The organism is Luteimonas sp. RIT-PG2_3 (assembly GCF_054902115.1).
On record NZ_JBUBPF010000007.1, the window covers coordinates 162,772 to 185,226 of the forward strand.

General features: G+C 68.0%; 20 protein-coding genes and 1 pseudogene. 7 read left to right on the top strand and 14 right to left on the bottom strand.

Going from position 1 to position 22,455, the window contains the following annotated elements; translation table 11 throughout:
• Positions 1 to 171 precede the first annotated feature (171 nt).
• Entirely contained in the window at positions 172 to 1,719 is a 1,548-nt protein-coding gene (murJ, locus tag ACYX7E_RS12900) for a murein biosynthesis integral membrane protein MurJ (RefSeq protein ID WP_462081026.1), read from the bottom strand.
• A gap of 254 nt (positions 1,720 to 1,973) precedes the next feature.
• Between murJ and rpsT the strand changes: the two genes are divergently transcribed.
• Positions 1,974 to 2,246 carry a 30S ribosomal protein S20 gene (gene rpsT / locus ACYX7E_RS12905; RefSeq protein WP_462080986.1) on the top strand — a complete coding sequence of 91 codons (273 nt, stop codon included), beginning with the start codon at positions 1,974 to 1,976 and terminating at the stop codon, positions 2,244 to 2,246.
• 262 nt (positions 2,247 to 2,508) lie between these two features.
• On the opposite strand, the gene cgtA is transcribed toward rpsT, so the two are convergent.
• The 3 genes from cgtA to rplU all read right to left on the bottom strand — a co-directional run bounded on the left by cgtA (position 2,509) and on the right by rplU (position 4,390).
• Complete coding sequence (gene cgtA / locus ACYX7E_RS12910) at positions 2,509 to 3,594, bottom strand: Obg family GTPase CgtA (RefSeq protein WP_462080987.1); 1,086 nt, start codon at positions 3,592 to 3,594, stop codon at positions 2,509 to 2,511.
• A 202-nt stretch (positions 3,595 to 3,796) separates the two neighbouring features.
• Positions 3,797 to 4,057, bottom strand: a complete 261-nt coding sequence (gene rpmA, locus ACYX7E_RS12915; protein ID WP_462080988.1) for a 50S ribosomal protein L27 — start codon at positions 4,055 to 4,057, stop codon at positions 3,797 to 3,799.
• Positions 4,058 to 4,069: 12 nt separating this feature from the next.
• Positions 4,070 to 4,390, bottom strand: coding sequence for a 50S ribosomal protein L21 (rplU, locus tag ACYX7E_RS12920; RefSeq protein WP_462080989.1), 321 nt, complete (start codon positions 4,388 to 4,390; stop codon positions 4,070 to 4,072).
• 452 nt (positions 4,391 to 4,842) lie between these two features.
• Between rplU and uvrA the strand changes: the two genes are divergently transcribed.
• Together uvrA and ACYX7E_RS12930 are read left to right on the top strand one after the other, a co-directional pair.
• Complete coding sequence (gene uvrA, locus ACYX7E_RS12925) at positions 4,843 to 7,905, top strand: excinuclease ABC subunit UvrA (protein WP_462080990.1); 3,063 nt, start codon at positions 4,843 to 4,845, stop codon at positions 7,903 to 7,905.
• A complete protein-coding gene (locus ACYX7E_RS12930) occupies positions 7,902 to 8,312 on the top strand; it encodes an acyl-CoA thioesterase (RefSeq protein WP_462080991.1) in 411 nt (136 codons plus the stop codon). Before uvrA ends, ACYX7E_RS12930 begins: the two co-directional genes overlap by 4 nt.
• 59 nt (positions 8,313 to 8,371) lie before the next feature.
• On the opposite strand, the gene ACYX7E_RS12935 is transcribed toward ACYX7E_RS12930, so the two are convergent.
• From ACYX7E_RS12935 to ACYX7E_RS12960, 6 genes are all read right to left on the bottom strand, one after another.
• A complete protein-coding gene (locus ACYX7E_RS12935; protein ID WP_462080992.1) occupies positions 8,372 to 9,742 on the bottom strand; it encodes a sigma-54 dependent transcriptional regulator in 1,371 nt (456 codons plus the stop codon).
• 390 nt (positions 9,743 to 10,132) lie between these two features.
• Positions 10,133 to 11,662: an acetate kinase gene (locus ACYX7E_RS12940; RefSeq protein WP_462080993.1), complete on the bottom strand. Its 1,530-nt coding sequence runs from the start codon at positions 11,660 to 11,662 to the stop codon at positions 10,133 to 10,135.
• A gap of 199 nt (positions 11,663 to 11,861) precedes the next feature.
• Complete coding sequence (locus ACYX7E_RS12945; protein ID WP_462080994.1) at positions 11,862 to 12,317, bottom strand: hypothetical protein; 456 nt, start codon at positions 12,315 to 12,317, stop codon at positions 11,862 to 11,864.
• Positions 12,318 to 12,451: 134 nt separating this feature from the next.
• A complete protein-coding gene (locus tag ACYX7E_RS12950) occupies positions 12,452 to 13,159 on the bottom strand; it encodes a C39 family peptidase (RefSeq protein WP_462080995.1) in 708 nt (235 codons plus the stop codon).
• A 3-nt stretch (positions 13,160 to 13,162) separates the two neighbouring features.
• Positions 13,163 to 13,594 (bottom strand): hypothetical protein, encoded by a 432-nt coding sequence (locus ACYX7E_RS12955; RefSeq protein WP_462080996.1) that lies wholly within the window; start codon positions 13,592 to 13,594, stop codon positions 13,163 to 13,165.
• 101 nt (positions 13,595 to 13,695) lie between these two features.
• Positions 13,696 to 14,619, bottom strand: a complete 924-nt coding sequence (locus tag ACYX7E_RS12960; protein ID WP_462080997.1) for a hypothetical protein — start codon at positions 14,617 to 14,619, stop codon at positions 13,696 to 13,698.
• A gap of 420 nt (positions 14,620 to 15,039) precedes the next feature.
• On the opposite strand from ACYX7E_RS12960, the gene ACYX7E_RS12965 reads away from it, so the two are divergent.
• Complete coding sequence (locus tag ACYX7E_RS12965) at positions 15,040 to 15,801, top strand: enoyl-CoA hydratase/isomerase family protein (RefSeq protein ID WP_462080998.1); 762 nt, start codon at positions 15,040 to 15,042, stop codon at positions 15,799 to 15,801.
• Between the two features lie 88 nt (positions 15,802 to 15,889).
• Here ACYX7E_RS12965 and ACYX7E_RS12970 read toward each other — a convergent pair whose 3' ends face one another.
• The 3 genes and pseudogenes from ACYX7E_RS12970 to ACYX7E_RS12980 all read right to left on the bottom strand — a co-directional run bounded on the left by ACYX7E_RS12970 (position 15,890) and on the right by ACYX7E_RS12980 (position 18,471).
• Positions 15,890 to 16,810 carry a sulfurtransferase gene (locus ACYX7E_RS12970; protein ID WP_462080999.1) on the bottom strand — a complete coding sequence of 307 codons (921 nt, stop codon included), beginning with the start codon at positions 16,808 to 16,810 and terminating at the stop codon, positions 15,890 to 15,892.
• Positions 16,807 to 17,626: pseudogene (locus ACYX7E_RS12975) on the bottom strand (NUDIX hydrolase). Before ACYX7E_RS12975 ends, ACYX7E_RS12970 begins: the two are co-directional and overlap by 4 nt.
• Before the next feature lie 134 nt (positions 17,627 to 17,760).
• The gene (locus tag ACYX7E_RS12980) at positions 17,761 to 18,471 is read right to left on the bottom strand and encodes an FKBP-type peptidyl-prolyl cis-trans isomerase N-terminal domain-containing protein (protein WP_462081000.1); all 711 of its coding nucleotides are present in this window, start codon (positions 18,469 to 18,471) and stop codon (positions 17,761 to 17,763) included.
• 214 nt (positions 18,472 to 18,685) lie between these two features.
• Between ACYX7E_RS12980 and ACYX7E_RS12985 the strand changes: the two genes are divergently transcribed.
• The 3 genes from ACYX7E_RS12985 to nth are packed head-to-tail and all read left to right on the top strand — an operon-like array spanning position 18,686 to position 20,654.
• Positions 18,686 to 19,468 (top strand): enoyl-CoA hydratase/isomerase family protein, encoded by a 783-nt coding sequence (locus tag ACYX7E_RS12985; RefSeq protein WP_462081001.1) that lies wholly within the window; start codon positions 18,686 to 18,688, stop codon positions 19,466 to 19,468.
• Positions 19,469 to 19,476: 8 nt separating this feature from the next.
• Complete coding sequence (locus ACYX7E_RS12990) at positions 19,477 to 19,941, top strand: hypothetical protein (RefSeq protein ID WP_462081002.1); 465 nt, start codon at positions 19,477 to 19,479, stop codon at positions 19,939 to 19,941.
• Positions 19,942 to 19,955: 14 nt separating this feature from the next.
• The gene (gene nth / locus ACYX7E_RS12995; RefSeq protein WP_462081003.1) at positions 19,956 to 20,654 is read left to right on the top strand and encodes an endonuclease III; all 699 of its coding nucleotides are present in this window, start codon (positions 19,956 to 19,958) and stop codon (positions 20,652 to 20,654) included.
• Between the two features lie 78 nt (positions 20,655 to 20,732).
• Here nth and ACYX7E_RS13000 read toward each other — a convergent pair whose 3' ends face one another.
• The gene (locus tag ACYX7E_RS13000; RefSeq protein ID WP_462081027.1) at positions 20,733 to 22,325 is read right to left on the bottom strand and encodes a M28 family metallopeptidase; all 1,593 of its coding nucleotides are present in this window, start codon (positions 22,323 to 22,325) and stop codon (positions 20,733 to 20,735) included.
• Positions 22,326 to 22,455: the final 130 nt, after the last annotated feature.

Genomic DNA, 22,455 nt, shown 5'->3' on the forward strand with positions numbered 1-22,455 from the left:
AGAACCGGCAAGTATAACGACCCGTTCGCCGGAGATGCCCGCCGCGTGCATGCGCGCCGCAACCCTGGGCCACCGAGCCGCCAGACGCGACGCCGCGGAGATCAGTCATCGCGATGTCGAGCGGTGCCGCCCCGCGCGCCACTCTGCCCGCTGCCCTGCCCACCGGCCCGCTCAATGGCGCAGGTGCCTCGGGCGCAGGCCGGTCGCCAGGATCGTCGCCGCATAGGCCAGCCCGCCGGCGCCGATCACCAGCACCAGCCAGCCGATGCGGTGGGTGGCGCCATGGATGTCGGTCCATTCGCCGATCCAGGCGTGCAGCCCCAGCACCACCGCGCTCATCGCCAAGCAGCCGGCCAGCAAGCGCAACAGGAAGGCCGCCCAGCCGGCCTGCGGCTGGTAGATGCCCGCGCGACGCAGGTAGCGCCACAGCAACCAGGCATTGAAGATGCCGGCCAGCGCGGTCGCCAGCGCGATGCCGCCATGCGCGCCGGGGGTGTCGTTGAGCCACAGCGGCGTGGTCAGGCCGATCGTCAGCACGATGTTGGCGACCACGGTCAGGATCGCCGCGCGCATCGGCGTACGCGTGTCCTGGCGCGAATAGAACGCAGGCGACAGCACCTTGCTGAGCATGAAGGCCGGCACGCCGATGCTCATCGCCGACAGGCTGACCGCGGCCATGCGGGTGTCGAGCGCGGTGAACTTGCCGTAGTTGTAGACCGTCGCGGTGATCGGCTCGGCCAGCAGCAGCAGGCCGAGTCCGGCCGGCACGCCCGCCAGCAGCGACATCCGCAGGCCCCAGTCCAGCGACTGGCTGTAGCCGTCGCTGTCCTTGGCCGCGAACCGCCGCGACAGGTGCGGCAGGATCACCGTGCCCAGCGCGACGCCGAACAGGCCCAGCGGGAACTCGATCAGGCGGTCGGAGTAGTACAGCCAGTCCTGGCTGCCATCGGCCAGCAACGAGGCGAAGGCGGTGCCGACCAGCAGGTTGACCTGGGCGACCGACGACGAGAACAGCGTGGGCAGCATCAGCTTGCCGACGCGCCGGACCTCGGCATTGCCCAGCCCGAGCCGCAGGCGCGGACGCAGGCCGTAACGCCCCAGCACCGGCCACAGCAGCAGCAACTGCAGCGCACCGGCGGCCAGGACGCCCCAGGCCAGGCCCACCGGCGGGATCTCGAAGCGTGGCGCCAGCCACAGCATCGCCGCGATCAGGGTCAGGTTGTGCAGCACCGGAGTGAAGGCCGGCAGCGCGAACCGCCCGAGGCTGTTCAGGATCGACGCCGCCAGCGACATCATCGAGATGAACAGCAGGTACGGGAATGTGATCCGCAGCATCTGCGAGGTCAGCGCGTACTTCTCCGGGTCGTCGACGACGGCACCGGGCATGAACAGCGCCGCGATCGCCGGGGCCAGCAGCACGCCGGCACCGCAGACCAGCAGCACCACCGCGCACAGGGTGCCGGCCATGTGGTCGACGAAGGCTTTCAGCGCGGCCTTGTCGCCGCGCTCCTTGATCTCGTTGAGCACCGGCACGAAGGCCATCGACATCGAGCCCTCGGCGAACACCCGGCGCAGGAAGTTGGGGATCCGGTAGGCGACGATGAACGCGCTCATCGCCCCGCCGGTGCCGAACAGGGTGGCCTGCAGCATGTCGCGGGCGAAGCCGGCGATCCGCGACAGCAGCGTCATCGCGCTGAAGATCGCGCTCGAGCGCAGCAGCCCCGGGCGCTTGGGCGGCGGCGGCGGCGGGACCGGCGAGTCGCCGCCATTGGCGGCCGGATCGACGGCCGCAGCGGGCGGTCCGGGCTGTCCGGACGGGTCCTGGGGCGGGCGAACCGTCACTGGGAGGCCTCCGAACGGGGTTTGTTGACGCAAGCTATTGAATCGGCCATAATTTCCCGCTTGATTTCCCCAGATCGACGCATCTGCCGGATCAACACCTTTCCACCTACCCCAGTTTCCAGGATTCCATCGTGGCCAACATCAAGTCCGCAAAGAAGCGCGCCAAGCAGACCGTCGTGCGCAACCAGCGCAACAACAGTCAGCGTTCGATGCTGCGCACTGCCGTCAAGAAAGTCATCAAGGCACTCGATGCCAACGATGCTGGCGCCGCGCAGGAAGCATTCAACTCCGCACAGCCGATCCTCGATCGCCTGAGCGCGCGTGGCCTGATCCACCGCAACAAGGCCGCTCGCCACAAGAGCCGCCTGACCGCGCGCATCAAGGCGCTGAAGGTCGCGGCCTGATTTTACGAACGGGCCTGACACCGTCAGGCCTGCTCGCAGGCAGCACGCTTCACGCAGAAACCCGGCTCCGGCCGGGTTTTTTGTTGCCTGCGCGTTGTCGTCGGCGACGGCGTTGAACGCAGGCGCGGCAGCGCGGCCTGCATGCACGCCATTGGCAGGTGACCGTGACAGACCCCGACGTGCTTGCGGCGCGTGCATGCGCGCGCGCCGACGCCGCACATATGCTGGGACGCTCATCGTCGTACGCACTGCCGGGACGGACTCAGGCCGCGCCACCGCCGGCACCCGTACCGGTCCCCGCCTCGTAGGCGGCTTCCTCGGCGGCTTCGCGGGCATCGCGCGCCATCGCATCCAGATGCGCCTGCACCTTCAGCATGACGTCGCGGGTGCCGTCGTGGGCCAGGCCTGAAATGATGAACCACGGCGCTTCCCAGCCCAGCCGTTCGATGATGTCGTCGGCCAGCGCGCGGGCATCGTCGACCGGCAGCAGGTCGGCCTTGTTCAACAGCAGCCAGCGCGGCTTCTCGAGCAGGCCTGCGTCGAACTTGCCGAGCTCGCGCTCGATGGTGCGGATCTGCTCGACCGCGTCGCTGCCATCCAGCGGCTCGATCTCGACCAGGTGCAGCAGCAGGCTGGTGCGCTGGATATGGCGCAGGAACAACGCGCCCAGGCCGATGCCATCGGCCGCGCCCTCGATCAGGCCCGGGATGTCGGCGATGACGAAGCTGCGATGCGGCTCCGCGCTGACCACGCCGAGGTTGGGATACAGGGTCGTGAACGGATAGTCGGCGACCTTCGGCGTCGCCGCCGACACCGCGCGGATCAGCGTGCTCTTGCCGGCGTTCGGGAAGCCCAGCAGGCCGACGTCGGCCAGCAGCTTGAGCTCCAGCTTCAGCGTGCGCTGCTCGCCATCGGTGCCGGTGGTGAACTGGCGCGGCGTGCGGTTGGTCGAGCTCTTGAAATGCATGTTGCCCAGACCGCCCTTGCCGCCCTGCGCAACCAGCAGGCGCTGGCCGTGGTCGGTCAGGTCGCCGATGACCTCATCGGTGTCGACGTTGTGGATCACCGTGCCGACCGGCACCGTGATGACGACATCGGTACCGCCCTTGCCGTAGGCCTGGCGGCCCATGCCGTTCTCGCCACGCTGGGCACGGAACATCTTGTCGTGGCGGAAATCCACCAGCGTGTTGAGGTTCTCGTCGGCCTGCAGCCAGACGTTGCCGCCATCGCCGCCGTCGCCGCCGTCGGGACCACCGAGCGGGATGAACTTCTCGCGACGGAAGCCCACGCAGCCATTGCCGCCGTTGCCAGCGATCACGGTGATTTCTGCTTCGTCGACGAGTTTCATGGGGATGCCGGAATTGAGGAATGGAAAGAGTGGATCAGGGCCGCGGGACCATCCGGGAGGATCAGTCTAGCGACGTCCTGCCGGGCTGCACGCATGCTGGGCGCTCACGCGTGCCATGTCGGCAAAGTGCGGCCGCTTCAGCGGCCTTGAAACGAAAAGCCCCGCACATGGCGGGGCCCTTCGCTGCAACGCGGCGGGAGGCTCAGGCCTCGGCCACCACGCTGACGGTACGACGCTTCTTCGGACCCTTGACGCCGAACTCGACCTTGCCGTCGACCAGCGCGAACAGCGTGTGGTCGCGACCCAGGCCAACGCCCGGACCCGGATGGAACTGGGTGCCGCGCTGGCGGACGATGATGTTGCCGGCATCGATCGCCTGGCCACCAAAGATCTTCACGCCGAGGTACTTCGGGTTGGAATCGCGGCCGTTGCGCGAGGAACCTACGCCCTTTTTATGTGCCATGACTGCGTCTCCTTACTTCTTGTCGCCACCGGCGATGCCGGTGATCTCGATTTCGGTGTAGTGCTGGCGATGTCCCTGCCGCTTCATGTGGTGCTTGCGGCGGCGGAACTTGATGATGCGCACCTTGTCGGCGCGACCATGGGCCACGACCTTCGCGGTGACCGAAGCGCCGTTGAGCGCGTCGCCAACCTTGATGCCATCGCTGTCACCAAGCAACAGGATGTTGTCGAACTTGATCTCGTTGCCGGCTTCGACTTCGAGCTTTTCGACGCGGAGCGTTTCGCCCTGCGCCACGCGGTATTGCTTACCGCCGGTGACTACGACTGCGTACATTGACCAGACTTCCTCTGTAGTTATTGTGGTCGCCTGACTGCCATCGAGGGCAGACAGGAGCGGAATTGTAGGGGATTCAGCGGCTTAGGGTCAAATCCCCCCTGCCCACGGACGACCCGGGCCTGCCGGCGCGGGAGGCACGTTCAGTTTCGGGGTCCCGATCGCCCTGGCGGGCATCCGCTGCCGGCCCGGCTGGGCGTTGAGCCGTGCGCCCGGACCGGCGTGAACCGGCGGGAATCCTCACTGCCAGCGATGCCCAAGCCCTCCTTTCGGCCCGGCCCCGGCGTGCTCCTGGGACGGCGCCGGCGTGGCCTCGGCCGCCAGTCTCATTTGCTGAGATCGGTACTGGCCAGACTGGCAATTCGGGTATTTGCCCCCAAATCCCGCGCTCGGTAGTCTGATCGATTGCCAGACCGCCTCCCCCACTCCCCCAGAATACGGACCTTGCCACGATGGCGATGGACACCATCCGCATCCGCGGTGCCCGCACGCACAACCTCAAGAACGTCGACCTCGACCTGCCGCGCGACAAGCTGATCGTCATCACCGGGCTGTCGGGCTCGGGCAAGTCGTCGCTGGCGTTCGACACCATCTACGCCGAGGGCCAGCGCCGCTACGTCGAGTCGCTGTCGGCGTATGCGCGGCAGTTCCTCAGCGTCATGGAAAAGCCCGACGTCGACCATATCGAGGGCCTGAGCCCGGCGATCTCGATCGAACAGAAATCGACGTCGCACAACCCGCGCTCGACCGTTGGCACGATCACCGAGATCTACGACTACCTGCGCCTGCTGTATGCCCGCGTCGGCAGCCCGCGCTGCCCGGACCACGGCTATCCGCTGGAGGCCCAGACCGTCAGCCAGATGGTCGACCAGGTGCTGGCGCTGGGCGACACCGACGAGGGCCGCGAGCAGCGCTGGATGCTGCTGGCGCCGGTCGTGCGCGACCGCAAGGGCGAGCATGCGCAGGTCTTCGAGCAACTGCGCGCGCAGGGTTACGTGCGCGTGCGCGTCGACGGCGTGCTGCACGAGATCGATGCGGTGCCGCCGCTGGCGCTGCGCCAGAAACACACCATCGAGGCGGTGATCGACCGCTTCAAGGTCCGCGAGGACCTGAAGCAGCGCCTGGCCGAGTCGTTCGAGACCGCGCTGAAGCTCGGCGACGGCATGGCCTCGGTGCAGGCCATCGACAACGATGCGATCGCGCCGCAGCTGTTCTCGTCCAAATACAGCTGCCCGGTCTGCGACTACGCGCTGCCGGAACTGGAACCGCGCCTGTTCTCGTTCAACTCGCCGGTCGGCGCCTGTCCCACTTGCGACGGCCTCGGCGTCAGCCAGTTCTTCGATCCCGGTCGCGTCGTCGTGCATCCGGAACTGTCGCTGTCGGCCGGTGCGGTGCGCGGCTGGGACCGCCGCAACGCCTATTACTTCCAGTTGATCCAGTCGCTGGCCAAACACTACGGCTTCAACGTCGACAGCCACTGGCAGGACCTGCCGGAAGCGTCGCGCCAGGCCGTGCTGTACGGCAGCGGCAACGAACTGATCAACTTCACCTACATCACCGACGCCGGCGGCCGCACGCAGCGCAAGCACAAGTTCGAAGGCATCGTGCCCAACCTGGAGCGTCGCTACCGCGAGACCGAATCCTCGGCGGTGCGCGAGGAGTTGAGCAAGTACATCAGCGAGCAGCCCTGCCCCGACTGCGGCGGTGCGCGCCTGAACAGGTCTGCGCGCAACGTCTTCGTCGCCGAGCGTGCGCTGTCGTCGATCGTCGTGCTGCCGATCGACGAGGCGCTGTCGTTCTTCGGCAAGATGGAGCTGCCGGGCTGGCGCGGCGAAGTGGCCAGCAAGATCGTCAAGGAAATCCGCGAACGGCTGAACTTCCTCGTCGACGTCGGCCTCGATTACCTGACGCTGGAACGCAAGGCCGATTCGCTGTCGGGCGGCGAGGCCCAGCGCATCCGCCTGGCCTCGCAGATCGGCGCCGGCCTGGTCGGCGTGATGTACGTGCTCGACGAACCCTCGATCGGCCTGCACCAGCGCGACAACGAGCGTCTGCTCGGCACACTGACCCGGCTGCGCGACCTCGGCAATACCGTCATCGTCGTCGAGCACGACGAGGACGCGATCCGGCTGGCCGACCATATCGTCGACATCGGTCCCGGCGCAGGCGTGCATGGCGGCGAAGTCGTCGGCGAAGGCGATTACGCGGCGATCCTCGCGTCGCCGCGCTCGGTGACCGGCCAGTTCCTCAGCGGCAAGCGCGCCATCGAGGTCCCCGCCCGCCGCCACAAGCCCAATCCGAAGCTGCAGCTGAAATTGCGCGGCGCTTCGGGCAACAACCTGAAGAACGTCGACCTGACGATCTCCACCGGCCTGCTGACCGCGATCACCGGCGTGTCAGGCTCGGGCAAGTCGACGCTGATCAACGACACCCTGCATGCACTGGCCGCCAACGAGATCAACGGCGCCTCGCACAAGCCGGCTGCCTATCGCGAAGTGACCGGCCTGGACCTGTTCGACAAGGTCGTCGACATCGACCAGTCGCCGATCGGCCGCACACCGCGCAGCAATCCGGCGACCTATACCGGCCTGTTCACGCCGTTGCGCGAACTGTTCGCCCAGGTGCCGGAGGCGCGCGCGCGCGGCTACTCGCCGGGCCGCTTCAGCTTCAACGTGCGCGGCGGCCGTTGCGAGGCCTGCCAGGGCGACGGCCTGATCAAGGTCGAGATGCACTTCCTGCCCGACGTCTACGTGCCCTGCGACGTCTGCCACGGTAAGCGCTACAACCGCGAGACGCTGGAGATCCTCTACAAGGGCTATAGCATCCACGACGTGCTGGAGATGACGGTCGAGGACGCGCTGCCGCTGTTCGAACCGCTGCCAGCGATCGCGCGCAAGCTCGAGACCCTGGTCGACGTCGGCCTGAGCTACATCAAGCTCGGGCAGCCGGCGACCACGCTGTCGGGCGGCGAGGCGCAGCGCGTCAAGCTGTCCAAGGAACTGTCGCGCCGCGATACCGGGCGCACGCTGTACATCCTCGACGAGCCCACCACCGGCCTGCACTTCCACGACATCGAGCACCTGCTCAGCGTGCTGCACAAGCTGCGCGACGATGGCAATACCGTGGTCGTCATCGAGCACAACCTCGACGTCATCAAGACCGCCGACTGGGTCATCGACCTTGGGCCGGAGGGTGGCCATCGCGGCGGCCAGATCATCGCCGAGGGCACGCCCGAGGACGTCGCGGCGATGCCGCAATCGCATACCGGCCAGTTCCTGGCGCGGATGCTCGGGACCAGCGCCGGCAAGACCGATCCGGCGACCACCATCGCAAGCAAGGCGCAGCCGGCGCCGAAGCCCTTCGTGTCCGCGAGCCGGGCCGCCGCGAAACCTGCTGCCAAAACGGCTGCAAAACCTGCTGCAAAGCCAGCTGCCAAACCCGTCGCCAAGGCGGCAACGAAGACCACGGCCAAGCCCGCCGCCAAGAAGACCACCCGCAGGAAGGCCTCCGCATGAGCCTGGACAATTTCAAGACGCTGTTCCGCATGCCGATCGAACTGCGCTGGCGCGACCTGGATGCGTTCAACCACGTCAACAACTCCAACTTCATGACCTACCTGGAGGAGGCGCGGATCCGCTGGTTCGATTCGCTGGGCGAGGCCTGGGTCACCGACGACTACGCGCCGCTGCTGGCGGCGGTGCAGATGAACTACCGGGTGCCGATTCCGTATCCGTCCAGCATCGTCGTCGAGCTGTACTCCGAGCGCGTCGGCAACAGCAGCGTGACCGTCGGCCATCGCATCGTCAGCGACGACGGCCGCATCGTGCATGCCGACGGCCATGTCGTGATGGTCTGGATCGACCGCGCCAACGGACGGCCGACGCCGCTGCCGGACTCGGTGCGCAACGCCGCCACGGTCTGATCCACCCGGCACCTGATCTACGCGGCTCCTGATCGCCTGCGGGCAACCGCCGACGCGTGTCAGTCCGCAGGTTCGCCGCCGCGCACCAGGCTCAGGTGGCGGGCAGACGGCACCGGTTTGCCGTTGTGCAGGCCATGGCGAAGCATCAGCCGATACAACGTGACCCGCGAGATGCCGAGCTCCTCCGCCGTCGCGGCCAGCTGGTGATTGTTGCGCAGCAGGGCGTGTTCGATCGCCGCGATCTCGCCCTCGCGCCGCGCCAGGTCCAGCGTGCGCGTTTCCGTCGGCAGCTGCTCGTCCAGGCGCAGGTCCTGGGCAGTGATGTAGTGACTGTCGGCCATGATCATCGCCTCGCGCACGCGGTTGATCAGCTCGCGCACATTGCCGGGCCAGTCGTACTGGTGCAGCGCGCGCAACGCGCACGGCGAGAACCCCTTGAAGCGGAACCGCCCCTCGCGCGCATGCCGCTCCAGCGCATGCCGCGCGATCAGCACGATGTCGCCGCCACGCTCGCGCAGCGCCGGCAGGTGCAGTTCGATGACGCGCAGGCGGTGGTAGAGATCGACACGGAAGCGGCCTTCGGCGACCGCCTGCTTCAACTCGACATGGGTCGCCGAGATGATCCGCGCATCCACCGGGATCGGCGTCTGTCCGCCGAGACGTTCGATGGTGCCCTGCTCCAGGAACCGCAACAGCGAGGCCTGCGAGTCCATCGGCAGGTCGGCGATCTCGTCGAGGAACAGCGTGCCGCGATGCGCAAGCTCGACCCGCCCCAGCTTGCGCTGCACTGCGCCGGTGAACGCGCCGCGCTCGTAGCCGAACAGTTCGGACTGCATCAGGCTGTGCGGGATCGCGCCGCAGTTGATCGCCACGAACGGCATCGCGCTGCGTGTCGAGCGTCGATGGATCGCCGCGGCGGCCAGTTCCTTGCCGGTGCCGGTTTCGCCCGACAGGAACACCGGCGCATCGCAGGACGCCGCCTTGCACAGGCGATTGCCGAGCAAGCGCATCGCCGGGCTCTGGCCGACCACGCCTTCGATCGGCAGCCCCTCGCCGGTCTGCGACGCCGCCGCGGGCGACAGCGACAGCATGCCCAGCGCATGCCCCAGGACGTTGCCCAGCAGCACGCTGCCGCAGGGAAAGGTCACGTAGTCGTGGCAGTAGTCATGGACCAGGCTGCGCATCCATTCGGACTCCAGTTGCTCGGGGCGGATGCCGGCCACCCAGGCGATCCGACGCGATCCCAGCAGTTCGCCCAGGGCCTGCGTCGGCGACGTCGCGTGCGGTGCATGCGCATCCGTCGAGACCAGGTCGAGCAGTCCGGTGAACAGGCCCGGCTCGTGCGCCAGCCATGCGGAGACCTCGGCCACCGTGTGGAAATGATGGATCCGCCACCCCGCCATCGCGAGTTCGCCATCGAGTGGCGCCATTCCCTCGCGTCCCGTGAGCGTGAGATGGATCACCTCTCGCGATCCAAGACATGCCGGCATACAAGTTCTCCTTGTACCCGCCCCCTCAGGCCACATGCGTTCGTCGATACAGACTCTACTCAACGCGACAGGGCGTGGCCAGCGGACACTCGGACGGCGATACCAGGGCACGGCGATGCGCTCCGGAAGATGAATAGGCAAGGGCGTCGAAGAGCGCCGTAGGCGTGGCGCCCGCCCCGTCGCAGCGGCACGCTTGTTCGCTTGGCCGCCGGGCCGTGTGCGGTCCACGGCAACGCGCGCGTCGATCGCGGTCTGGAGGTGGCGGCGCCGAACGGTACGGCGTGCTGCGGAGCACGCCAGTGCATGCCGGTGCGAGCCAGTCCGCGCCGTTCAGAACAGGATCGGCATGCGCACCGCCAGCGACACGTCCGGCGTATCACGGGTGACGCCGACACCAAGCGCGACATTGAGGCTGGTGCGGTCGCTGACGCGGTAGGAGCCACCGAGCACCAGCGTGCCCAGCATCACGCGTACGGCGCCGGGCGCATCCTCGCCGTTCTGTTTGGTGCGATCGACCAGGTTGTGGTCGTAGCCGAAACTCAATGCGGCGCGTTCGTTCAATGCCAGTCCCATACCGAAGTTGAAACCGATGATGTCGCCGGCATCGATCTCGCCGATCAGTTCGGTCGTGGTCTGAGGGTATCCTTCCGGCGCGCCGCTCAACACCGTGCGCGAGACATCCTTGCGGGCGAAGTTGTGCAGGTAGCTGAGGCTGCCGAAAAACACCACCGGATCGGAGGCGTACAGCCAGGTGATGCCCGGCTGCAACGCCGCGAATCCGCTGCCGGTGGGCAGTTCCAGCGGCAGGCCGGTGCCGGTGGCATTGGCGACGCAACGGGTCACGCAGTCGGTGACGACGTTGAACAGGTCCTTGCCGGTGCGGCTCTTGTAACGCATCCACAGCACGTAGAACGGTTTGTCGAAGCCATCGTGGTTGAGCTGGTAGCGCGCGGCGACCTCGACATCGCCAAGGCCATGGCCGTCGGCGTTGAAGACCTTGTCCTGTGCCGACCCGGTGAAGATCTCGCGGCTGACGGTATCGCTGTCCATGTACGAGAACGGCGCCTTGACCTCGAGCTCGAAGCGCCGGCTGACGCCATAACGTGCGGTCAATGCCGCCGTCAGGCTGGTGGTCTTGACCTGGCGGACATCGATCAGGCCGATCAGGATCGCCGGGATCACCGTGTAGCCGACCAGTGCGACGCGATCGTTGGATGAATAGCCGAACTGCATCGAGGGTTCCAGCACGAACCTGCCCTTGGCCGTCAGCACGCCGGGCTGGTCGAAGATCTGTGCGACTTCCGGCGGTCGCGTGGCTTCTTCCGGCGGTTGCCCGACCGGCATCGTGCGCGTCGCCTGGCCGTCGTCGGCAGGCGTGGCGTCCGCGGGCGCGATATCGGCAAGAGCGACCTGCTGCCGCGTCGCCGGCCATTGATCGCCTGCCAGGCGCGACTGCGACGGCACCGGTCGTGAGCTGATCGCAGCCGGCGCGATCGCCGTCATCGCCGCACCCACCGACATCGGCAGGTTCTGTTGCAGTGCCGTGCTCGACGCACCACGTGCCCGCAGCTCTTCCAGTTGCTGGTTGCGGACGCGGTATTCGAGCGCTTCCAGATGCTGCTGCTGGCGCGCGACCAGGGCCTTGAGGTCGTCGATGTGGCGATCCTGTGCGGCCAGCCGGGATTCGAGCTGGTGCAGCCGTTGCGCTTCGCCATCGACGGGGGTCGCGGTGTCGCCGCTGACGGTCGACTGCGCCTGCGCCGCATCCGCGAGGGTCAATGCAAGTGCGATGGTCATCGCGATCGCCAGGCCGTTGGCCAGCGGCCGGCGTCGCCTGCCATGTTGGAGCGTCCTGCGCATGCCTGTCTCCCTGTTCCCATATTTGTTTTCCGGATGCCTGCGCGCGTCAGCCATCCCGCGTCGCATGCCCACGTCACCCACTCGCGTCACTTTCCCGCTGCACCGATCCCGCATCCCTGTCCTTCATGTCATCGCCGCTTGTTTCATACCCTTCGACACAGCACACGACACGTCGCTGCGGTACCCGTTCCGCTGTCGACTACAGACCACCCACCGCTGCCGGTACGGTGGCGCGCATGGCTTCGCCGCCGCGCAGCGCCTGCAACATGCCCAGGGTGCCGACGCTGACATCCAGCGAGGTCTGTACGCGGATCTGCTGGCCGTCGAGCGTGTTCTGGATCACCAGCCCCGCCACGTCCGCGCGCATCGTGTTGCCGGCGCCGATCTGGACCAGCTGCGTCTCGGACAACCGCGCCAGCTGCTTCGCTTCATCGGCAGTGATGTAGCGCAGGTCCGCGACCTGCACGCGCAGCGCGGCGACCAGCTCGCCATTGACGTAGGCCAGCCGCTCGAAGCCGAAGGCCACCTGCAGGCCCGACGCCAGCACCATGCCGCCGCGCTGATCGGCCAGCCGCGCGGGATCCATCGCAATCCAGTCCGGCGCCAGCGGCCTTGCATGGCGCTCCTGCGCCTGCAGCGCCGTTGAGGTGGCCATGCCGGCGATCAGCACGACCACGGCCGCCATGGCGGCCGTGGGCCGGCGTGCGTCCCTGCGGGGCGCCCTGGACCCTGCGCCGTCGTTGTGGGCACGCCCACACTGCGACCTCCTCCGTCCCTGCCCGGTCTTCATCAGATGTCTCCCGGTCCACGCCGCGGCATCACGATGTCCTGCAGTCCCTGGCGCGATACGCCCAGCTGCAGCGGCGCCGATGGCGCCGAGCGCCAGTCCCGCGTCTGGTTGAAGCTGGCCAGTTCGCGCTTGTTGTGCACGACGAACAGCACCTTGTTGTCCCACAGGCCGTCGAAATCCACGCGCGGGATCGCACGTGCGCCACGCGCGGGGTCGCCGACCAGCACCCGCCCATTGCGCATGCCGCGCACGACCACGAAATGGCGGTAGCCGCGCTCGTTGATAAGCACGATCGCAGGCAGCCCTTCTTCCAGCAGCTTGTCCAGCGGCAACTGGAAGCCGTCGGCGACGAACCCCTGCGACTGCAGATAGCGACGCATGTCGAGCAGCGAGAAGCCTTGCTGGCGGATCTTCTGCTGGTCTCCGCCCGCGTACATCTGGCGGAAGACCTCGGCCTCGGTGACCGGATGCCCGTACTGGTAGGTCAGCAGGGTCGCGATCGCCGCCGAACCACAACTGAAATCGTATTGCTGGCGGATCGTCGCGCGGAACCTGGCCTCCTTGAGGCTGGTGACCCGCACCGAGTAACCGCCGCCATGCGGGATGCGCAGCTCCAGCGTGCCCGCCGCTGCCGGCGCCGTCGCACAGGCGCACAGGGCCGCGACCACGAGGCCTGCGAGGTGCGCGATGGCGGTGCGGGCGTTCATGCCTCAGCGTCCCGGGTCGACGAACTGCACGTTGATCGCGGTGCCGTTCTGGATCAGCACGTTCGATCCGCTGTTCTGGATCACCGTCGAGATCCCGCTGGCATTGGCGAAGGCGCCATCGTCGATCTGGTTGAAACCGGAGATGACCCCGTTCGCGCTGTTGTTGCCGACCGTTCCCTGGTTGTCGACGACGACGGCAACGCTGGCCTCGCCGCCACGCAGTCGCGCCAGCGCATCGGTATCGATGGCCGCGCCCCACGTTGTTGCCGATGAATCCGTCGATGCCGTCGTGCGTGCGAGCGCTTGCGGAGGCGGCGGCGACGCCTGCCCGGCTGCAAGCCCCGGGAATGACACGCCACACAGCGCTGCGATGACCATCGCGGTGAACAGCCATCGCGCCGCGCTGGATCGGGCCTGACTTGATCGTGCATCCATGACGTTCTCCTGTTGCCGCTTGCCTGCGCCTTCAACCTGTCCTGGCTGACCGAAACCGCCTCGCGGCACGCTGTCGTGCCGCGAAGCGGAACGGGATCGTGTTACTGCCCGACGTTGAGGTTCGCCTGTACGGTCACGCCCTGCTGGATCAGGGACGCGGCGCCGCTGTTCTGCGCAACGACCATGATGCCGGCGGCGGCATTGGCCGTTCCGTTCATCGCATTGGACATGTTGAAATCACCGGCATCGGCGTAGGCCGTGCCACCGTTGCCACCGGTTCCGCCATTGCCTGCAGCTCCACCGGCGCCCGCGCCGCCCGCGGCGTCGCCGCCGGTGCCGCTGCCGCCCATGCCGCCTGCACCGGCCATCGCCGAGGCATCGCCGCTGCTGCCGTCATTGGTGCTCGACGCTGCGCCACCGGTCGATGCGACATCGCCTGTCGCGGTCGCGGTTCCGGTCGCATTGCTGTCGACGGTCGCGTCGCCCGCGCCGCGTTCGCGGCTGCGTGTGCGTGCGTCCGCAGGTGCGCTGGCACCCGACCAGCCTTCCGCGCCGGTCCAGCTGCCGCTGCCCGAGTCGCCATCGCGTGCGCTGCCGGCAACACCGTCGCCACCATCGCCGCCACCGCCACCGGCTGCGGATCCGGCCACCGCCAGTCCACCGATGCCATGGCCGCCATCGCCACCGCTGCCGCCCCTGCCGCCACCGGCGTTACCGGTGTTGGAGGCGATGTTGCCCAGGCCATAGACGGCGTTGCCGGTCACGACGGCATTCAACTCCGTCCGGGCGACGGCCGAACTGTTGTTGAAGCTGTTGGACAGCGTCGCGGTCGCGGTGCTGTTGTTGTCTGCGGCGGCACTGCCGAGCCCGGACGCCAGCGCCTGGGTGGTGTTGTCGCGGTTGCTGCCGCGGGTGGAATTGTTGTCGCCGGCTCCCGCCTCGGTCTGGTCCTGGGCGCTGACGTGTCCGGACGCGCCGAGTGCGAGCAGCACGGCGACGGCGATGATGCTGTGTCGAGTACGCATGGTCTTGCTCCTTGAAAGGTGGATTGCGTCGCGGCACCCGGAACAGGCGACAACGGCGGCGCAGACCAACCAACGCAAGGGTGATGCCAACCGACCTACGGCCATCGCAATGCACTGAATCTGCTGATGTTTTTTGCACCCTGGGCGCGCACCGACGCCGCTCTGCACGGCGATGGCGGCGAAAACGCCACGCAAACGTTTCATGCTTGAAACATCGCACCCGCCACGCCGCTGGACGCCCCCAGCGTGATCCACGTAAGCGATTGATCGGGCAGCGGATCCGTCCGTTGCATCGGACGCAGGGCATCGATCAGGGCTGAACGCCGCGGGGCGTTCCGGGGCGTGCGAGGCGCCTGCTCCGCAACGGATGCGCGCCGGGCAGCGCTTATGATGAGCCCTCCTTCCGGAGGCCCCGTCCCGATGCCAGCACTCGTCGACACCCTGCGCCATGGCGACATCGCCGAACTGCGACTGGCCCGACCGCCGGTCAATGCGCTCGATCCTTCCCTGTGCGCGGCGCTGGTCGACGCGGTCCGCGAGGCCGTCGATGCCGGGGCGCAGGGCGTGATCCTGTCGGGCGGAAGCAAGGTGTTCTCGGCCGGCCTCGACGTGCCGTACCTGCTGTCGCTGGGCGAGGATCGCGAGGCCCTGCGGGCGGCATGGCGCGGCTTCTTCGAAGCGGCGCAGGCGCTGGCGCAGAGTCCGGTCCCGGTGGTCGCGGCAATCACCGGGCACGCGCCCGCAGGCGGCTGCGTGCTGGCCCTGTGCTGCGACTATCGGATCATGGCCGAAGGCGCGTTCACGATCGGCCTCAACGAGACCCAGGTCGGGCTGGTCGCACCGGACGGCATCCAGCACCTGCTGGCGCGCGTGGTCGGTCGCCATCGTGCCGAGCGCCTGCTGGTCGCCGGCGAGATGGTCGCATCAGGACGCGCCCTGCAACTCGGGCTGGTCGATGAGCTGGCCGATGCGCAACAGGTGCAGCCGCGCGCCCTGGCCTGGTTGCAGGCGCTGCTGCAGTTGCCGCGTCGCCCGATGCTGAAAACGCGTGCGATCGCGCGTGCCGACCTGATCGCCGCGCTGGCGCCATCGCGCATCGACATCGATCAGTTCATCGCCGACTGGCAGGATCCGGACACGCAGCAGGCCTTGCGTGCCTTGCTGGCCAAGCTGGGCAAGTAACTGTTGCGGACTCGCGGTTCGCGCGCCTCCGCGTTTCCGCGTTTCCCCCGCCAACGCGCCGCGCTGCGGCCGCCAGGATTCGGAGCAGCTACGGCAGGTCGGCGCTGCCGTCACCAGTCGCGATCGGCCGCGACGGATCCGAAATCCAGCCGCTCCACGAGCCCGGATACAAGCGCGCGTCCTCGTAACCGGCATGCGCCATCGCCAGCAGCTGATGGCAGGCGGTGACGCCGGAACCGCACATCACCACGGTGTCTCCTGCAGCGCGTCCCGCGAGCAGCGCATCGAAGGCTTCCCGCAACTGCTGCGGCGACTTGAAGCGTCCTTCGCTGAGGTTCTGCGGATACGGACGGTTGACCGCACCGGGCACGTGGCCGGCCACCTTGTCGATCGGTTCGACCTCGCCACGGAAACGCTCGCCGGCACGCGCATCGACCAGCAGGCCGCCTGCGGCGACGTGTGCCTGTACAGCATCGGCGTCGAGCAACGCGGCCGGTGCCGTCGCCAGCGGATACGGCGTGGGCGACGCGATCGCCGCGGGGGGCGTGGTCTCGACCGACAGTCCCAGCGCCGTCCAGCGCGCCCAGCCGCCATCGAGCACCGCGGCCCGGCGATGTCCCAGCCAGCGCAGCAGCGCCCACAACCGCGACGCGAACGCGCCATCGCCATCGTCGTAAGCCACCACCTGTTTGCCTGGCGCAATGCCCAGCGCACCGAGGCGCTGCGCCAGTGGCGTGGCGTCCGGCCACGGATGCCGGCCCTGCCCCTTCTTGCCGTGGTCGGACAGGTCGCGATCCAGGTGCGCGTAGCGGGCGCCGGGCAGATGGGCGCTGCGCCATGCCGCTTCGCCAGAATCGGGTGCCATCAACGAGAAGCGGCAGTCGACGACGACCAAGTCCTCGCGGTGCGGCGGCGCTTCCAGCAAGCCCGCCAGCGTCTGCGCATCGACCAGCGCACGCCAGTCCGGCGATGCGATGCTGTCGTCCTGCTTGTCCGTGTCCGCGCTCATCGCACCTGCTCCAGTCGTTGTCGAAGGTTCAACAGGATCGAGGCGGTTGCGCCCCAGATCCGTTGGCCTGGCGCATCCGGCCAGGTCTTGAATTCAAGCACGTGGCGCACGCGGCCACCGAAACTGATGTCGACGCGCGCAAGGTTGTCCGGGTCGAGCAGGAACGCGAGCGGTACCTCGAACACATCGGCCACCTCGCCCGGCTCGGGAACGGCGACGAAATCCGGATCGAGCTCGGCCACCACCGGCATGACCCGGTAGCCGGTGATCGTCGCCAGCGGATCGAGATAGCCCAGCGGCAGCGCCTGTCGCGGCTGCAGGCCGATCTCCTCATTGGCTTCGCGCAGGGCAGCCGCCAGTGCATCGGCATCGCCGGGGTCGCGCCGACCGCCGGGAAAACTGACCTGGCCTGCGTGTTGTCGCAGCGCATCGGTGCGCCGTGTCAGCAGCACCCGCGTCCCGCCCGCGCGCGGCACCAGTCCGACCAGCACCGCGGCATCGCGCGGCACCACGCCGGGCACCAGCAGGCCATCGAGTTCCTCATGGTTCCAGCCCGCGCCCGTCGGCGCCGCATCGAGCGGATACAAGGCGCGACGCAGGGTCGCAGGCCAAGGCATCAGGGGATCAGTCGCGGGTTCTGAGTGCTTCACGTTCGGGCAGCACGGATTCCATCAGGCGCAGGCGCTCATCATCGCCCATCTGCGGCCATCGTGCGATTTCCGCACTGGTGCGGTGGCAACCCATGCAGAGGCTGTCCTCGTCGAGCATGCACACGCCGATGCAGGGACTGAGCACGGCGCGGAAAGTGGACGTCATCGGGCAGACCTGCGGGACATGGCGACGTGTACGGCCCCGGCATGCCCGGCACCAAAAAAAGCGCCGGCGAGTCCGCCGGCGCTGGATGCTTCACGACCGTCCGGCATTGCCGGCAGTCGCTCGAGCGGTGTGACTTACTTGACGCTGACGAGCTTGACGTCGAACACCACGGCCTGGTTGGCCATGCGGCCCGCCTGGATGGTGGTGCCGTAGGCCTTGTCGCCCGGGAGCACGATTTCCCAACGCGCACCGGCCGGCATCTGCAGCAGCGCTTCGCGCAGGCCCACCAGCGGAATCTGGCTGACCTTCAGCGTGATCGGACCGGCCTGCTGGCCTTCCTGCGGCTGCGAGGTGTCGACCAGCACGGTGCCGTCGGGCAGCGAGCCCTTGTAGTTCAGCTGCACGTCGCTGTTCTGGGTCGGCTTGGCGCCGCTGCCGTTCTCGACGACGCGGTACTGGACGCCGCCCGGCAGGGCCTGCACGCCGGCCTTGGCGCGGTTGGCCGCCAGGAACGTGTCGCTGCTGGTCTTGTTGGCCGCGGCAAGCTTGGCGAACTCTTCCTGCATCTTCGCCTGCTGGCGCTGCTGCATGCCTTCGACCGACGCGCGCAGCTGTTCCACCGGCACGGCCGGCTGCTTCTGTGCGTAGGCGTCCTGGATGGCCTTGATGACGGTGGCCACGTCGACGGCTTCGCCGCGCGAGCTCAATTCGGCAAGTTCGACACCGGTGTTGAAACCGATGGCATAGCTCAACTTGCCCTTCTCAGAGGTGATGTCCTGGGCCATGGCGGTGCCGCCGACCAAGGTCAATGCCGCGAGACTGGCGGCAAGCAAACGCAACTTCATGGAAACTCCGGGGTTGATCGTGAGTGAATGTACGACGCTTGTACGGCAAGGGGTCCGCGCGTCCTGCGACGGTCGTGCCGCCCCACATGGACGCGCTAGGATAGCGGTCGCTGGGCTTAACCGCCACTGACGCCCCCGTACTGACCCGCAAGGCCCCGGCAAGTTCCGTTCAGCCCCCCACCGGCCTTCCCCAACCCAGACAGAACCAGGCTCCATGACCGATTCCCCGCTGCTGATTGCCGACGATGGCGCCGTGCGCCGCATTACCGTGAACCGCCCGGACAAGCTGAACGCGCTCAACGCGGCCACCCTCCAGGCCCTGCACGAGGCCTTCGACGACGCCGCCGACGACGACCGGATCCGCGTCGTCATCCTGACCGGTGCCGGCCCCAAGGCCTTCGTGGCGGGTGCCGACATCGCCGAAATGTCCGGCCTGAGCCCGGTCCAGGGCCGCGAGTTCTCGCTGCGCGGGACCCGGATGATGCGCCGCATCGAACGCATGCCCAAGCCGGTGATCGCGATGATCAACGGCTTCGCGCTGGGCGGCGGGCTGGAGCTGGCGATGAGTTGCCACCTGCGCATCGCCTCGGAGACCGCCAAGGTCGGCCAGCCGGAAATCAACCTCGGCCTGATCCCGGGCTTTGGCGGCACCCAGCGCCTGGGCCGCCTGGCCGGCCGCGCCGCCGCGCTGGAGCTGTGCCTGACCGGCACGCCGATCGACGCCCGCCGGGCCCTGCAGTTGGGCATCGTCAATGACGTCGTCGCCGCCGACGCGCTGGAAGCGCGGACGCTGGCCCTGGCCGCGCAGCTGGCCGCCGCGGCGCCGCTGGCGCTGCGCGGGATCCTGGACTGCATCCAGGTTGGCGGCGAGACCAGCATCGAGGAAGGACTGGAATACGAAGCCGCCCAGTTCGGCCTGGTGTTCTCGACCGCCGACATGCGCGAAGGCACCAGCGCGTTCCTCGAACGCCGCAAGCCGGATTTCAGGAACCACTAGCGCCCCGCATGACCCGGAAGCCCACCGCCACCGGACCCGAGAGCGGACACGACAGCCCCGCACCGGATGCGGCGCTGTTGTTGCGCCTGGTCCGCGACGACCGCATCGACGACGCGATCGAGGCCGGGCTGATGCGCGATCCGCCTGCGTCGCCGGACACCGCCATCGATGCCGACGGTGCCCGACTGCTGGCCGACACGCGCCTGCGCCTGCAACGGGCCTGGGAGGCACGCGAACGCCACCGTGCGCGTGCCGCGCGACTGGCACGCCGAGCGGCCGAACGCGATGCGCGCCGCGTCCGCCCGCCGGAGGCGACCGCCGACGCGCCGCCGGACTCCACCACCACCGCTGCGCCGGTCACGACGAACGCGGCGCACGTGACCACCGCGCCGACGTCGTCACTGCCGACCGGCGCCGCCGCGATCCTTGCGCGCGCCAAGGCCAAGGCCGCGGCCCGCGGCACGCCGCCCTGACACGCTCGCCTGACATGACCAGATCGACCACGCCGACCACAGCCGTCGCCCGACGCAGCCGCACGCTGAAACCCGACGAGATCGAGGAGCTGTTCGCACGCCTGTCCGAACTCGATCCCGAACCGACGACCGAACTCGAATACGCCTCACCGTTCGAACTGCTGATCGCCGTGATCCTGTCCGCGCAGGCGACCGACGTCGGCGTCAACAAGGCCACGCGACGCCTGTATCCGGTCGCGAACACGCCGCAGGCGATCCTCGACCTCGGCGAGGAGGGCCTCAAGCGCTACATCTCGACGATCGGCCTGTTCAATGCTAAGACCAAGAACGTCATCGCCGCCTGCCGGATCCTGGTCGACGCGCATGGCGGCGAGGTGCCGCGCACGCGCGACGCGCTGGAAGCGCTGCCCGGCGTCGGCCGCAAGACCGCCAACGTCGTGCTCAACACGGTCTTCGGGGAACCCACGATCGCGGTCGACACGCACATTTTCCGCGTCTCGAACCGGATCGGCCTGGCCCCCGGCAAGGACGTGCGTGCGGTCGAAGACAGGCTGATGAAGGTGATCCCGCCCAGGTACCTGCTCGGCGCGCATCACTGGCTGATCCTGCATGGACGTTACGTCTGCAAGGCACGCAAGCCCGACTGCCCGCGCTGCGTGATCCGCGACCTGTGCCGGTTCAAGGACAAGACGCCCGGGCCCGCCGAACCCTAGGCGTCGCTATCCGGCCGAGGGGCGCCGGCAGATCGGCCATGCCGACCTGCCGGAAAGCGATCAGGTCGCCAACGCCGGTCAGAGCGCCTCGTCGATGAAGGGCTTGCGCGGCAGCTTTTCATCGCGCATCGCCGCGTGGTACGCGAACGAGGCGATGATCGCGGCGGCCTGCTTCAGGTCCTCAGGCACGATGTGGTCGTAGGTATCCAGGTGCGTGTGGTGGACGTTGGTGAAATAGTCCGCCGGATCCTGCACGAACTGGAAGCCCGGCAGGCCGACGCGGTTGAACGCGACGTGGTCGGTGCCGCCGGTGTTGCGCGTGGTCACGATGGTCGCGCCGACATCGTTGAACGGCTCCAGCCAGGCCTTGAAGATCGGCACCATGGCGTGGTTTTCCTGCGCGTAGATGCCGCGGATGCGGCCGGTGCCGTTGTCGAAATTGAAGTACGCGGCGAAACGGTCGTAGTCGCGCTTGCGCTGCAGCGGGCCGGTCACGCGCTGGTAGGCGCGCGGCAACAGCTTCTCCGCGGGATCGGTTGCCGGCGGCCGGTCGGCCAGGTGCTGCGCAATGTAGCCGGCCGATCCATTGAGCCCCTGCTCCTCGCCGCCCCACAGCGCGACCCGGATCGTGCGCTTGGGCTTGACGCCCAGCGTCTTCAGGATGCGCATGGCCTCCATCATCACCACGACGCCCGCGCCATTGTCGGCGGCACCGGTGCCGGTATGCCAGGAATCGAGATGGGCACCGATCAACACCACTTCGTCGGCCTTGGGGCCGGAGCCCGGAATCTCGGCGAAGGTGCTGGTCGCCGGCAGGTCGTCCTCGCTGGTGAAACGCGCATCGACATTGATGCGCAGGCGGATGTCCTGCTTGCGCTCGACCGCGCGCACCAGCTGGTTGTAGTGCTCGGCCGCGACCACCAGCTCCGGCACGCCGGCAGACTCGCCGGCCTTGCGCGAGCCACCGCCCATCGCGCGGATGATGCCGTTGTCCCAGCTGCTGATCGACAACGTCGCCATCACGCCTTCGCCGACCAGGAATTCGTTGAGCGCCTTGGTCAGTGCCTGCCGCTTGCGATACTCCTCGAGACGCTTCTCCTCGCTGTTGCTGGCCACGTCCGCGGCGATCGGGAACGTCTGCAACTCGCCGAGTTCGGCCTCGCTGTAGCGCGTGAAATCGGTCTTGTCGCCGGGCTTGTAGGCGCGCGCCTCTTCGAGCAGCACGATCTTCCCGCGCAGCTTGCCCCTGTGCTTCTCGATGTCGGCGATGTCCTTGAACGACGCCAGCACCACCTCGCCTTCCACCGGCCCATCGGTACCGGGCGTCCAGGCCTTCGGCAGCGCGTGGATCGGCAGTTCGCGCGGCGACAGCATCTCGACGCGCGAGGAGCGGAACTCCCAGCCGCGCCCGAACGCCGGGTCGTAGACCTCGTCATGCACGTTCGACAGGCCCCAGCCCGACAGCTTGGCGCGCGCCCATTCGCTGGAGCGCACATACGCCGGCGAATTGGTCAGTCGCGGGCCGATGGTCTCGGTCAGCTCCTTGAGGTTCTCGGCCGCCTGCGAGCGATTGAACGCTTCGCTGCGGATCCGGTTGACTACATCCAGGTCGACCCGCTCGACCGATTGCGCGCCTGCGGTGGCAGGCGCCAGCACCGCCAGCGCAAGCATGGCCTGCAACAGGCAAGAACGCAACGAAGTCTTCAGGCCCAGGCCCAGGCCCGGCGCCGGTACGCGATACAGTGAGGCGACGTTCGCCGCGTGCTTGCTATCAGGCATGTTCAATGAAATTCCGGTCGTG